The organism is uncultured Eubacterium sp. (genome assembly GCF_934561735.1).
Lineage (GTDB): Bacteria > Bacillota > Clostridia > Oscillospirales > Acutalibacteraceae > Eubacterium_R.
On record NZ_CAKTGT010000005.1, the window covers coordinates 40,713 to 53,224 of the forward strand.

Annotated in this window: 12 protein-coding genes; 1 reads left to right on the forward strand and 11 read right to left on the reverse strand. The window is 40.6% G+C overall.

Translation table 11 applies throughout. The features are described 5' to 3' along the window. Position 1: 1 nt before the first annotated feature. From Q0E08_RS05555 to Q0E08_RS05565, 3 genes are read right to left on the reverse strand one after another with little or no spacing between them, the layout of a single operon-like run. A complete protein-coding gene (locus Q0E08_RS05555; protein ID WP_294777814.1) occupies positions 2-2,074 on the reverse strand; it encodes an NAD(P)/FAD-dependent oxidoreductase in 2,073 nt (690 codons plus the stop codon). A gap of 53 nt (positions 2,075-2,127) precedes the next feature. Then, positions 2,128-2,748 (reverse strand): hypothetical protein, encoded by a 621-nt coding sequence (locus Q0E08_RS05560; RefSeq protein ID WP_294777816.1) that lies wholly within the window; start codon positions 2,746-2,748, stop codon positions 2,128-2,130. Positions 2,749-2,770: 22 nt separating this feature from the next. Next, positions 2,771-3,691: a hypothetical protein gene (locus Q0E08_RS05565; RefSeq protein WP_294777818.1), complete on the reverse strand. Its 921-nt coding sequence runs from the start codon at positions 3,689-3,691 to the stop codon at positions 2,771-2,773. A gap of 185 nt (positions 3,692-3,876) precedes the next feature. Between Q0E08_RS05565 and Q0E08_RS05570 the strand changes: the two genes are divergently transcribed. Further along, positions 3,877-5,409: an MFS transporter gene (locus Q0E08_RS05570; RefSeq protein WP_294777820.1), complete on the forward strand. Its 1,533-nt coding sequence runs from the start codon at positions 3,877-3,879 to the stop codon at positions 5,407-5,409. A 360-nt stretch (positions 5,410-5,769) separates the two neighbouring features. Here the strand turns inward: Q0E08_RS05570 and pdxT are convergent, their stop codons facing one another. The 8 genes from pdxT to hemZ form a co-directional block, all read right to left on the reverse strand. Continuing rightward, positions 5,770-6,339, reverse strand: coding sequence for a pyridoxal 5'-phosphate synthase glutaminase subunit PdxT (pdxT, locus tag Q0E08_RS05575; protein ID WP_294777822.1), 570 nt, complete (start codon positions 6,337-6,339; stop codon positions 5,770-5,772). A 14-nt stretch (positions 6,340-6,353) separates the two neighbouring features. Continuing rightward, a complete protein-coding gene (pdxS, locus tag Q0E08_RS05580) occupies positions 6,354-7,226 on the reverse strand; it encodes a pyridoxal 5'-phosphate synthase lyase subunit PdxS (protein WP_294777823.1) in 873 nt (290 codons plus the stop codon). A 115-nt stretch (positions 7,227-7,341) separates the two neighbouring features. After that, positions 7,342-7,581, reverse strand: a complete 240-nt coding sequence (locus Q0E08_RS05585; protein ID WP_294777825.1) for an RNA-binding S4 domain-containing protein — start codon at positions 7,579-7,581, stop codon at positions 7,342-7,344. A 61-nt stretch (positions 7,582-7,642) separates the two neighbouring features. Then, positions 7,643-7,918, reverse strand: a complete 276-nt coding sequence (locus Q0E08_RS05590) for an HU family DNA-binding protein (RefSeq protein WP_078768023.1) — start codon at positions 7,916-7,918, stop codon at positions 7,643-7,645. 20 nt (positions 7,919-7,938) lie between these two features. Continuing rightward, entirely contained in the window at positions 7,939-8,748 is an 810-nt protein-coding gene (mazG, locus tag Q0E08_RS05595; protein ID WP_294777828.1) for a nucleoside triphosphate pyrophosphohydrolase, read from the reverse strand. A 63-nt stretch (positions 8,749-8,811) separates the two neighbouring features. Beyond that, positions 8,812-10,491: a polysaccharide biosynthesis C-terminal domain-containing protein gene (locus Q0E08_RS05600; protein ID WP_294777830.1), complete on the reverse strand. Its 1,680-nt coding sequence runs from the start codon at positions 10,489-10,491 to the stop codon at positions 8,812-8,814. A gap of 57 nt (positions 10,492-10,548) precedes the next feature. Beyond that, positions 10,549-10,977 carry a hypothetical protein gene (locus tag Q0E08_RS05605; protein WP_294777832.1) on the reverse strand — a complete coding sequence of 143 codons (429 nt, stop codon included), beginning with the start codon at positions 10,975-10,977 and terminating at the stop codon, positions 10,549-10,551. A 108-nt stretch (positions 10,978-11,085) separates the two neighbouring features. Then, the gene (gene hemZ, locus Q0E08_RS05610) at positions 11,086-12,510 is read right to left on the reverse strand and encodes a coproporphyrinogen dehydrogenase HemZ (RefSeq protein WP_294777834.1); all 1,425 of its coding nucleotides are present in this window, start codon (positions 12,508-12,510) and stop codon (positions 11,086-11,088) included. Positions 12,511-12,512 lie beyond the last annotated feature (2 nt).

A 12,512-nucleotide genomic window follows, 5' to 3' on the forward strand; every position in this document is an offset into this window, starting at 1 on the left:
ATTATTTTATCGACATAACGGCTTGAAAGGCTGATTCGGTAGCATTTGCGATTCTGCCGACCTTTACGCTGTCGCCGATATTAATAACATTATATTTTGTGCTGTCCTTAATTTGCTCATAAAGTGCATTGTCAGGACGGCAACCCATTGAAAGAACAACAAAATCAACATCAAGTTTAATCTTGTCACCGTTCTTTGTGCTCTCTGCTGTCAAGCCGTCTGCTGTAATTTCAAGCAATTTTGTTGACGGCATAAATACTGTGCCTGCCTCTTTGAGTTTTGGCAAAGCGTCATCAAGCTGTTGAAAATATGCACCCGGTGCAATGGTATCTGCCATTTCAAGAATGGTAACTTTATTACCCATCTCGCATAAAAGCTCCGAAGTTTCAAGTCCGGTCATACCCGAACCGATAACGGCAACCTTTTTATTTTCAAGTTTAATTGAGCCGTTAAGAATTTCCGTAACAGTGCTGACATTATCGCCTGCAAAAGCCTTTGGAAAGACTGCATTTGCACCTGTTGCATTGATAACAAAATCAGGTGAAGCATCATCAAGCAATTCTTTTGTAACAGTTGTATTAAACTCAAATTTTACGCCATTGTTCTTTGCATTGGTGTACAAATCATCAACGCACCAATGGAGTTTTTCCTTATGAGGCGGCTTATCGGCAAGATTTATTTGACCGCCGACAGCACTTTCTTTTTCGTACACGGTAACATCAAAGCCTCGTCTTGAAAGAAGTTCTGCAGCGGTAAGACCTGCCACACCGGAGCCGACAACAGCAACCTTCCTACCATTGCCGTTCTTTTCAAGTTCAAGAGAATCTCTGCCGATAAACGGATTAACCGAACATCTGCCGTGTGTATATTCATATGCGTTGTTTTCCATACTTTCAAAGCAGTACAGACAGCATACGCAACGCTTAATTGTATCTTCCTTGCCCTCTTTAACCTTATTAACCCAATGAGGGTCTGCAAGAAGCGGTCTGCCAAGAGAAATGAAATCCTGAATGCCATCCTCTAATTGCTGTTCTGCCTGTTCGGGAGAACGGATAAGGTTTGCTGCGATAACAGGAATGTCGACAACCTTTTTAACCTCTTCGGCAAGATACTTTCTCCAGCCGAGCGGGAATGTTGTCGGTTCAAGCCAATAATTGAATGTATCATAAGCTGCAGATGAAACATCAATAGCGTCAATACCTTTATCATTAAGTGCCTTGGCAATTTTAAGTCCTTCCTGCAAATCGTAGCCTTTGCCCGGTTGACCGATTTTTGCATACATCTCATCAACCGAAAGACGAACAACAAGAGGAAAATCTTTGCCGCATGCAAGTCTTATTCCGTCAATAATTTCGTTGAGAAATCTCATTCTGTTTTCAAGCGAACCGCCGTATTCATCATTTCTGTGATTGGTGTTAGGCGACAAAAATTGCTGAATAAGATAACCGTGAGCTGCGTGAAGTTCAACACCGTCACAGCCTGCCTTTTGTGCTCTTACAGCACCTTGAACAAATTGGCGAACAAGTTTTTTGATACCTGTTTTTGTAAGGCCTCTGTTTACACTGTCAGCCATTTTTGACTTTTCGCATTTTGATGGAGCAACAGTGCGAGGAACAATGTCCTTATCCTGAAGTTTCTTTCCCGGGGGAATAATTGCACCGGTAAGAAGTTTGGCATATGCCTTGCCCATAATTTTATCGCAAGCAACAGAAAGCGGAACTGTGCCCATCATAAGTCCGAGATTTTGTCTGCCCGGATGGTGAAGCTCAACAAAAATTTTTGCACCGTAGGAATGAATACGGTCAACCATATTCTTGAGCGGTGCAATTTGTGAATCATGAGTAAGTGCCATTTGACCGAAAGATGAAGCACCCGTAACATCATTGATGCGGGTAATCTCGGTAATAATAAGACCGACACCTCCTTTGGCACGCTCAACATAGTGATCTGCCATAATATCTGTAACCTTGCCGTCAAACTGACCGAAGCCCATACACATAGGTGCCATTACAACTCTGTTTTTAATTTCCGTCTTGCCTATTTTCATAGGTGAAAACAGCATATTGTATTCCATAAATACTCCTTATCATAAGGCTTGCCGTAAAAGGCAAGCCTATAAGTCAATTATTATTCTTGTTTTTTGGCTTTTTTCTCGGATTCCTTAATCAATTTTTGTTCCTGATAGCTTGCACTGTACTTTCTGTCTTGCTTTATTCTTGTCAAAAGTATAATAAGCCAAATAAGAAGTGCAATAATTGCGGCACAAACCACAATAATACATGTAAGGAACACGCCCTTAAGTACTTTCAAATTATTCATACCTTGTATAAAGAAACCTACAAGCGGATACATGGTATTAGCATTTCCGACGTATATACCATCAGCGGCAACCATCTTTTCGCCGTCTTTTGTATAATAATAAACACGATACTGTTCTACCGGTGAATCTGTGTCGGCATTGTAATCATCATTAACTTCAATGTAAAAATCAATTTTTGTACCGTTATCGTTGCCTGTGATTTTTTTAGGGAGAGCTTTTACTACTGCTTCCGTATAAAGTCTTGACTGAAGCTTGTAAACATTAACCTGTCCGTCCTTTGCATCATAAGGCTTTGCACTGAAAACAACAAATCCAAACGATGAAATTGCAAGTAACACGGCAAGAATAACCGAAACAACAGCTACGCTTGTAACCGATACCTTAGAACCGGGAATTAATTTTTTTTGCTTATTATTTTTATTAGCCATTTTTATTACCTCTTGAACAAACTTATTTTTTCTTTTTTGCTTCTCTTGCGGCAAGCTTTGCTTTTGCCTCCGCTACAAGTTTGGCTTGTTCTTCTTTTTCTTTCTTTTCGGCTTCTTCTCTTTCAACTTCTTTTTTAAGAGCCTCTTCGTATTCCTTTTGTTCCTTTGCAGCCTTGCGTGCAAGTCTTTCACTTTCGAGCTCGTCATCTGTTTTTGACGGAGCCTTTGAAACCGCCGCATTGATACCTACAGCAACAAGAAGAAGTGCAAGTGCTGCATAAAATCCCCAAGCTACGCCGCCTGTTGCATTGTATACGGGAAAACTGCCGAAGTTTATTCCGAGTTCACTCGGAGCGGCTTTTATACCTAATGTAAAGCAAACGGCACTGCCTATTGCAGACAAAACACTCAAGCATTCAAAAACCGTAAGTGCCTTTGTTTTGAAGTGCTTGGCGAGTATAAATATAAGGAAAAACGCAATAACGGCAAAAAGCAACGACAAAACCATTAAAAGTGCCGAATACATTGTAAAGCTAAGCGTACCGGAAAAGCTCTCATAACTCATATTGGTTGTATACAAGCTCATATTTCCGAAGAAATCTTTAAACAAATCTATGAGAGATCTGTTACAGGTCATACCAAAAAGGTCAAGACCCACGCTGTCGGCATCGCTTTTAATTGTTGCCCACGGCAAAATAAACCCTATTGCCGGCAAAACCGACAAAACAATTCTTGCAATTCTGAGTTTTGTACCCCAGATTGAATATGCTATTCTGTTGAGTCCGCGGTAAAATGAAGCGAACTTACGCTCTGCCAATTCATTATCGGCTTCAAGCCTTTCCTCCCAATTAAAATTAGGAATACTTACGCCGCAGTTCGAACACTCGGCTTTTACATCGTACCAATGCAGTTTTTTACCGCAATTAGGACATGAACTTGCCATATTTGCACCTCTGATTTTATTTAATATTCTTATATATAATATAATTTTTTATAGCGAATGTCAACAAATATCGGGTAACATTTGTTTAAAAATTTGTAAAATCTAAATCAAGTAAAAAAGTATTGAATTTGATGTACATATATGTTAAGATTGTATATAATGTTTAAAAGAAATGAGGGAATACATTGGCAGAATCAGTATCCATTGATGAAATCACAATGAGCCAAGAAGAACTCGACAAGCTTGCCTACACAAAAAAGCGATATCTTACACCTAAAGAAATCGCTGCGTATGTGCTTGTAAACTTCGGGCAGAAAAACTTAAGCCAGTTTGTAGACGCATTTAAAGAATTCTTTATGATTCAATTTTTAAAGCTTAATACAACGGCATACGCAAACATCAACCTTTTTGCATCCATCTATGATGCACTTGACGACACAATCTCGGGTCTTATCATTGACAGAACAAGAACCCGTTGGGGACGAATAAAGCCGTTTTTCATACTTCCGCTTCCTTTGTGGGTAATCGGCGGATATATGATGTTCTCCGCTCCCGATATAAATAACAAAGGCAAAGTCGCATGGGCGGCAATTGCCATTGTAATTTACGGACTCGGTATGAGTTACTTCGGTGCATGGGGTCTTATGATATACAACATCACTCCTAACACCGACGAGCGTGACAACCTCATTACAATCACAAAGTTCTTTGAACTTTTCGGAACATGGATTCCGTCACTTGTACCCGTACTTGTAACATTGCTCCCTAAAATCAGCAGCAACATCTCAATGCAAAGTGTTTACAGCGGATTTGCAAGATTTATGCTTATTCTTTCGGCAGGATTTGCAGTTTTCGGTTGTTTCAATATGAGAGAGCGTGTTCCTCTTATGAGCCGTGAGGAAATGAAAGAAACATCCATCCTTGAATCCCTCAAAAATATCATTACAAACAGACCGCTCATTGCGGTTATCCTTGCAAACTTCTTTAACTCATTTAAAGCAGTCGGCGGTTCATCAGAATCATACTTTTGGCTTAACAACACGGGTTCTCTTATGAACCAAACAATTTGCGGCCTTTTTACAGGTATTCCCAACTACATAATGGTTCCGCTTGCAGCAAAGATGGTAAAGAAATGGGGTGCCCGTGCAACATCAATCATTGCCGGTTTGTTTGGATTTGTTGCTTATATGACAGTATTCTTTATCGGCTATCATCCGTTTGGACAAACATTTGCCGACCACAAGATATTCAACCTTATTTGGGTTATCTTCGGTCTTACAATTTGCGGTCTTCCAAACAAGATTCTTAATGTATCGGGTCAAATCGTTACAGCAGAGGCTCTTGACTATATGGAATGGAAACACGGCCTCAGAAACGAAGCACTCGTTACAACTGTTCAGGGTTACTTCGGTAAGCTTGCAACTTCTGTTACGGGCTGGCTCTCGGGTATGGTACTTACATGGATTAACTATATACCTCTTACCGACTCGGTAGGTAATGCTATTCCGCAAACAGACCCTAAGATGCTTAACGGTATTTGGGCAGTATTCTGTATCCTCCCTGCTCTTGCAAGAGGACTTTACGGCATATGCTTCATCCTTTATCCAATCCACGGCAAAGTTCAGCAACAGATGATTGTTGAACTTGCAGACAAGCGTGCTGAAAGAATTGCGGAACAAGAAGCAATCAACCACGCTGCAGCAGAAAACAACGATTAATTTAACAATCAAATTCGACACGCTATAGGCTGTTGAGAAAGGTTCTGAATTTCGTTTTCTTGCGAAGAAAGATGTACGATGGTACCTCGACTGAGCAAAAAACGAAAAACGCCAAAAGTGCCGCAAACTCGATGTTTGCGGCACTTTTCTTTAAATAGTATTATTAAATTAATATTATTCCGGGATAGGCAAGCCGGTCTCACCTGCCGGTTCGGTCGGTGCTTCTGCATTAAAATGCAGAGGTCTCCACAGGAGACCCGCACCCCCTACTTAAGGTGTGTTAATATAATTTTGGCGTGGTTCAGTGGCTTTATCGACAGTCTGAACCTGACTTGAGAATTAAGTCAGGTTTTATTATGCCTATTTAGTTTTAACCATATCAACAAAATACCTGTGAACCGAAAGGTCATCGGTTAGTTCGGGATGAAAAGCCGTTACAAGAAAATTGCCCTGTCTTGCGGCAACCGTTTTACCGTCAACCTCGGCAAGAATGTCCACACCATCCTCGGCACAGCTGATATACGGTGCACGGATAAATACCATAGGAATTTTATCCAAACCTTTAAACTCTCCCACAGTATCAAAACTTCCGAGTTGTCTGCCATAGGCATTGCGTTTTGCAGTACAATCAACCAGCTTCAAACCGTTGCAACGAGGGTCGCCTGTTTCCTTTGACATAAGGATAAGACCGGCACAGGTGCCGAAAACAGGCATACCGCCTTTTGCATAATCAAGTATTTTTTCACGCATACCGAGGTCATCGAGAAGCTTACTCATAACGGTACTTTCTCCGCCGGGAATAATCAAGCCGTCGGGTTTTTCGTCCAAATCCCTAAGCTGACGAATTTCATACGCTTCCACGCCGAGTTCTTCAAGTTTCTTGATATGTTCTTCAAATGCTCCCTGTAAAGCAAGAACTCCGATTTTCATAATTTTACGAAGGATTACTGTCCTCTTTCCTCCATAATAATTTTGATTTCGCTTTCGTTAATGCCTACCATGGCACCGCCCAAATCTTCACTGAGTTCTGCGAGAATTTGAGGGTCGTTATAATTGGTTACAGCCTTTACGATAGCTGCGGCTCTCTTTTCCGGATTGCCCGATTTGAAAATACCCGAACCTACAAATACGCCCTCTGCACCTAATTGCATCATAAGTGCGGCATCGGCAGGAGTTGCAACACCGCCTGCGGCGAAGTTTACAACAGGAAGTTTGCCGTTTTCGTGAACATAATTGATAAGTTCAACAGGAACTCTGTATTCCTTTGCAGCTTCAAAAAGTTCGTCCTTACGAAGTGACTGAACACGACGCATTTCCGCATTAATCTTTCTCATATGTCTGACAGCCTGAACAACATCACCTGTTCCCGGTTCACCCTTTGTTCTGATCATAGACGCTCCCTCGGCAATTCTGCGAAGTGCTTCGCCCAAATCTCTTGCACCGCATACAAAAGGAACATCAAATTCGGTTTTGTCAATATGATAAAGGTCATCTGCAGGCGACAAAACCTCGCTCTCGTCGATATAATCTATCTCAATAGCTTGCAAAATCTGTGCTTCGGCAATATGACCGATACGGCACTTAGCCATAACGGGAATGGAAACTGCCTCTTGAATACCCTTAATCATCTTTGGGTCGCTCATTCTTGATACACCGCCTGCGGCACGAATATCGGCAGGAATTCTTTCAAGAGCCATAACGGCACAAGCACCTGCCTGTTCTGCGATTTTTGCCTGCTCCGGCGTGGTAACATCCATAATTACGCCGCCCTTAAGCATTTGTGCAAGATTTTTATTCAATTCATATCTGTTACTCATTTTTATTACCTCTGAAAAATTATTCTTTGTTCGAACAAACACATTGTAGCATTATGTTGTACACTAAACAATATTCAAAAATAATAAAAAAATAAGGTACAGATTATTCTGTACCTTACAAAGCCTTATACATTTTCAATGCATCTTCTTTGAGTGCATGCTCAAGAACCTCAAGAACTTCGTACTCACGCTCATTTGAGCCGAGCGACACCTTTATGATATCGCCAACCTTAACATCATACGATGCTCTTGCCACCTTGCCGTTAACCTCTACTCTGCCGGCATCGCAAGCCTCGTTGGCAACGGTTCTGCGTTTTATAATACGAGATACTTTTAAATACTTATCAAGTCGCATAACTTCTCCTTTAAATAAAACAAGGTGTCCCGAAAGACACCTTGAATTTTATTGCAAATAATTAAGCGTTAACTGCGTCCTTAAGTGCCTTACCTGCCTTGAAGCTTGGAGCCTTTGATGCAGGGATTTCAATCTTAGCCTTTGTTTGTGGGTTGAGGCCTGTACGAGCTGCTCTTTCCTTAACTGCAAATGTGCCGAAACCAACGAGAGCTACCTTGTCGCCTTCTGCAAGAGCTGCTGTAATAGCATCAAATGTTGCTGCTACTGCTGCTTCTGCGTCCTTCTTTGATAATTCTGCCTTTGCAGCTACAGCTGCAACCAATTCAGTTTTGTTCATAATAAATCCTCCATTACCGATTACTCGGCATTTTTTATTTTCTTAGCCTTGTCCCAAAGCATATCAAGCTCTTGAATCGAAGAGTTTTTCATATCGATTCCCTGTTCGTTTGCCATTTGCTCAACAAGTGAAAAGCGTGACATAAACTTGTCGGAAGCTGCGGTAAGTGCCTCCTCGCTGTCTACATCAATAAATCGAGCAATATTTACGCAGGAAAAGAGAACATCTCCGAACTCATCTTCTATATCAGCTTTCTTGCCTTGTTCCATTGCCGTTTTTAACTCATCAATTTCTTCATAAAATTTGTCAACTGCACCACCTGCATTATCCCAATCAAAGCCGATTTTAGCCGCCTTGTGTTGAATCTTCTGGGCACGCATAAGTGCCGGAAGCTCACGAGGCACGCTGAGCATAGACTCGGTTTGAGTTTTTTGACCTTTAGACTTCAGCTTTGCCGCATCCCAACTGTTAAGTGCCTCGGCAGTATCGTTTGCAACAACATCGCCGAAAACATGAGGATGACGGACAACCAGCTTTTGAACAATATCGTTTGCAACATCGTCAAAAGTAAAAGAACCTTTTTCACTTTCCATCTCGGTATGAAGAACGATTTGCAAAAGAACATCGCCGAGTTCTTCACGAAGCATATCGGCACTGTTTTTATTAATCGCTTCAACAACCTCATAGGTTTCCTCTATAAAATTCTTTTTTATAGATTCGTGAGTTTGTTCTCTGTCCCAAGGGCAACCGCCCGGTGCACGCAGTACTTTGATAATGGCAATAAGATCATCCATATTATATTTATCTTTTAATACAAATTCCTGTGCCATAGTCATTTCCTCGTGATGTGTCTTTTAGTAATATACACTATTTACACGGCTTTTTCAAGGTTTTTAGTGAATTTTTTTAGTAAGATAATTACAAAAAAAATCTTTAAAATTCAGCATACCGCACAAAAAACACAATATACAGTAAAAAATAAGTGAAATCACAGCTTTTATTATAATCAAACCGATTGTCGAATCAGGTAAAAAAGGCTGTACAAAAAGAATTTTACAAAAGTACAAAGTCAAGCCGAACGCAGCAAACGGCAACAAAATCACTCTTAAAAAATCAAATTTTATTTTTGTATATTTACATAAGACAGCTATATTCCACGCTGTTAAAACGGCATACCCAACCGCTCCGCTGACGACCGCACCGTAAAGGACAAAGTGTTCATCCGTTACAAGAACAACATTCAAAACAATCCTGATAACACCGGACACGGCATAAGGAAGTATTGACTTTTGTGAAAGACCAACAGCCTGAACGGCAAAAACGGCTGTGCCGGCAAGCGAATAAACCACCACGGTGAGTGCAAAACATTTTACCAAACCGACAGACGAAACGACAATATCCCGTGAGTCTTTGCCGTAAAACAAATTGAGTATTTCTTCGCTGCACACATACAAAACAATTCCGCCGAGAGAAGAAAGAAGCACGGTATATTTATAAACAGAATTGACAAGAACGGAAAATCGTTCTTGATTTTTCTGTTCAAACGCTCTGCTTATTGCAGGCACAGCCGAAATACCGAGAGCCATGGTTACGCCCGGCACTAAGTTTTTGAAATCGAGAGAAGCCGAAAAAACGCCAAAAACATAAGTTGGTAAATCCTTATTTGAAATATTTACAAATTTGAGCGACTGAAAAAATGCAGAATGAAGCACAGACACATCAATTTTGTTCAACGCAAACTGGATGGTTGCCGTATCCAAAAATTGAAATACACTTTGCACGCAGGTACTCACCATAATCGGAAAAGAAAAAGCGAAAAGTTCCTTATTTGCGGATTTTGTATCAAGCCGGATATTGATTTTGGAACTGTGATATTTTGAATACACACTCAAAAAGCAAAGACTTGCAAATGCACCGAGGGTAACACCGAGCATTGCACAAGCAGAAGTGAACGGATAAATGAGCGACAATGCCGTTTGCTCATCACAGGCGGTTGTGCCGAGCACCATTCCCGTTACTTGATACCGTTGAAAAAGATAAGCCATTGAATACTTGGCAAAAAGCAAGCCGAATACCATCTTAAAAAGTGCATCAATCGTTTGGCTTACCGCCGTAGGAATCATATTGAGGAATCCCTCAAAATAACCTCTATACGACGCACCCATACAGGAAAAAAGCACCGACGGAGCAAGAACCGAAACGGTATAAATTGCCTTTGGTGAATGTGCAACCAAATCGGAATACGGCTTTGCGGCACACAATAAAACAGCCATTCCGACAAAGCCAACCAATGAAAACAGTCTGAATGAACCTTTTTTGAGAGAAAGAACCTTGTTTGTATCGCCCTTCGAATTATAAGTGCTTACAAGCTTTGAAAGTGCTATGGGAAAAGCACCCATAGTCACGGCATGTATCGGGAGGCAAAGATTGTAAGCATAAGCAAAATATCCCCTGCCGACTCCGCCGATAAATGCGGTAAGAGGAATTTTATATATTGCGGAAATTACTTTGACTATAACAGTTGAAAGCAAAAGAACAAAAGCGGAGGACAGATACTTTCCCTTTAAATTCACAAAATCACCAACAAAAAAAGACGGTGCAAAATACACCGTCCCAAAAAATATTGTATATTATTCAGACTCTGCCTCAACAACCTCAATATCCGACTCGTCAACCACAACATCTTCATCCTTTTTAGGATTCATTTTTGCGTCTACCTGAGCGGCAACAGCTTCCTTAAAAGCTTCAATTTCAGCCTCTAAAAATTCGGACTGACTTTTGAGCATAACAATTTCTTCGCAGGATGCGTTGAGTTCATCTTGATTAACCTCTTTGCCCTCGTAAAGAGCAAACTGCTGTTTGCCGTACTTTTCATAAGCTTTGGCAAGCTTGGTCTTTGTGTCAAGAAGTTCTATTCTTTTACGGGAAATTTCTATCGCCTGTGCGCTCTTTTTGGCATATTCCTTGGTCTTATTAATAACCTCGTCAATAGAGCCGTTCTTTTTTGCGTTGTTGATAGCTTCGTCAACAGAATTAATTACATCGTTAAAATTTCTCATAATTACACCTCTTTGATATCATTATATTACAATATGTAAATTAATGCAATACCAAATGTGATTATTAGTGAAATTTGTACATACTTCAAAAAGTGTATTTGTACAATTTTATTCACCGTAAAATTCAATTATTCCTTTCTTGCGTGATAAAACCTCATCAAAATTGTTAAGATACTCATACGGATACTTATAATTATATATTCTTTCGATATGAGCGGTCTTGGGGTCTTTCAGCTTTGTGACTGCACCCGCACCGGCGGCAAGCACCGTATGTGTTTCGTCCATCATAAAAACATTGTAAAGACAATCAAAGCCGTCCTTGGCATATCCGACATTTTCAAGATTGCCGAGCGACTTGCTTTGACGGTACATATAATACGGATTATAGCCGTTTTCAAGCAAGGTATTATACGAATAATCCACCATTTTTGCGGCATTGCTACGCTCGGTTAAATCAAAAAATTCATTTTCGGTACACAGAAAAGCGGCGGATTTAAGTGCCAAATTATGTACCGTAACGCTTTCCGGAGCGAGCGAAAGTGCTTTGTCGATGCTCATCTTGAAACTTTCGGGAGTGTCGGAATTAAGCCCTGCGATAAAATCCATATTGATATTTTCAAATCCGACTTTGCGTGCAAGTTCATACGCCTCAACCGTTTGAGCACAAGTGTGTTTCCTGCCTATCGCTTTGAGTACATCATCGCTGAATGTTTGCGGATTTATGCTTATTCTTTCAACATTATGCGACATGAGCGTATTAAGCTTTGCTTCGGTTACGGTATCCGGTCTGCCGGCTTCCACGGTATATTCACGGAGAGTTGACAAATCAAAATTCCGTTCAATAACGGTAAGCAAGGTATCAAGCTGTTCGGCAGAAAGGGTTGTAGGTGTTCCGCCACCGAAATAAATAGACTCAAGCCTCAAACCGAGATTTTTTGCGATTTTGCCGATATTTTCAAGTTCCCTGCAAAGAAGTTCAACATACGGCTGAATCAAATCTTTTGCATTTGCAATACTGTGTGACACAAACGAACAATATGAACACCTGCTCGGGCAAAACGGAATTGACACATAAAGCGAAAACGAATTATCACGAGAAAGTGCTATTATTTTATTTTCCCGTTCCATAACAGACAGAGCAAGGTTGATTTTCTTTTGCTCAACTTTATCATCAAGGAACTTTTGCACCGCTCCGTCAACACCGTATTTTTCAACCGTTGCGTGCATAAGCCTTGCCGGGCGAACGCCGTAAAGTATGCCCCACGGCAGACTGTAGCCCGTAAGTTCGCTCAAAGTATCATAAAGCAGAATTGACAATGAGTGAGTTACATCGTCATTTTCTTTAAGTTCATATGTTTTTTCGAGAAAACGAGAATAAGCCTTTACTTTGACCGAAAGCAAATTATTTTCTTTTTTTGTTTCTATCACAACATTGTCGTCGCCGTCTGTTTTAAGCTTTTCAAGGGGGAAAAACATAACGGCGATTTTTTCTGTGTGATAGGAGGCATCGTGGTTTATATTCTTAATTATCATAA

What these genes read in the sequence shown, in the direction of transcription:
- Q0E08_RS05555 (WP_294777814.1), bottom strand. Translation starts at nt 2,074, where the DNA reads ATGGAATACAATATGCTGTTTTCACCTATGAAAATAGGCAAGACGGAA.
- Q0E08_RS05560 (WP_294777816.1), bottom strand. Translation starts at nt 2,748, where the DNA reads ATGGCTAATAAAAATAATAAGCAAAAAAAATTAATTCCCGGTTCTAAG.
- Q0E08_RS05565 (WP_294777818.1), bottom strand. Translation starts at nt 3,691, where the DNA reads ATGGCAAGTTCATGTCCTAATTGCGGTAAAAAACTGCATTGGTACGAT.
- pdxT (WP_294777822.1), bottom strand. Translation starts at nt 6,339, where the DNA reads ATGAAAATCGGAGTTCTTGCTTTACAGGGAGCATTTGAAGAACATATC.
- pdxS (WP_294777823.1), bottom strand. Translation starts at nt 7,226, where the DNA reads ATGAGTAACAGATATGAATTGAATAAAAATCTTGCACAAATGCTTAAG.
- Q0E08_RS05585 (WP_294777825.1), bottom strand. Translation starts at nt 7,581, where the DNA reads ATGCGACTTGATAAGTATTTAAAAGTATCTCGTATTATAAAACGCAGA.
- Q0E08_RS05590 (WP_078768023.1), bottom strand. Translation starts at nt 7,918, where the DNA reads ATGAACAAAACTGAATTGGTTGCAGCTGTAGCTGCAAAGGCAGAATTA.
- mazG (WP_294777828.1), bottom strand. Translation starts at nt 8,748, where the DNA reads ATGGCACAGGAATTTGTATTAAAAGATAAATATAATATGGATGATCTT.
- Q0E08_RS05605 (WP_294777832.1), bottom strand. Translation starts at nt 10,977, where the DNA reads ATGAGAAATTTTAACGATGTAATTAATTCTGTTGACGAAGCTATCAAC.
- hemZ (WP_294777834.1), bottom strand. Translation starts at nt 12,510, where the DNA reads ATGATAATTAAGAATATAAACCACGATGCCTCCTATCACACAGAAAAA.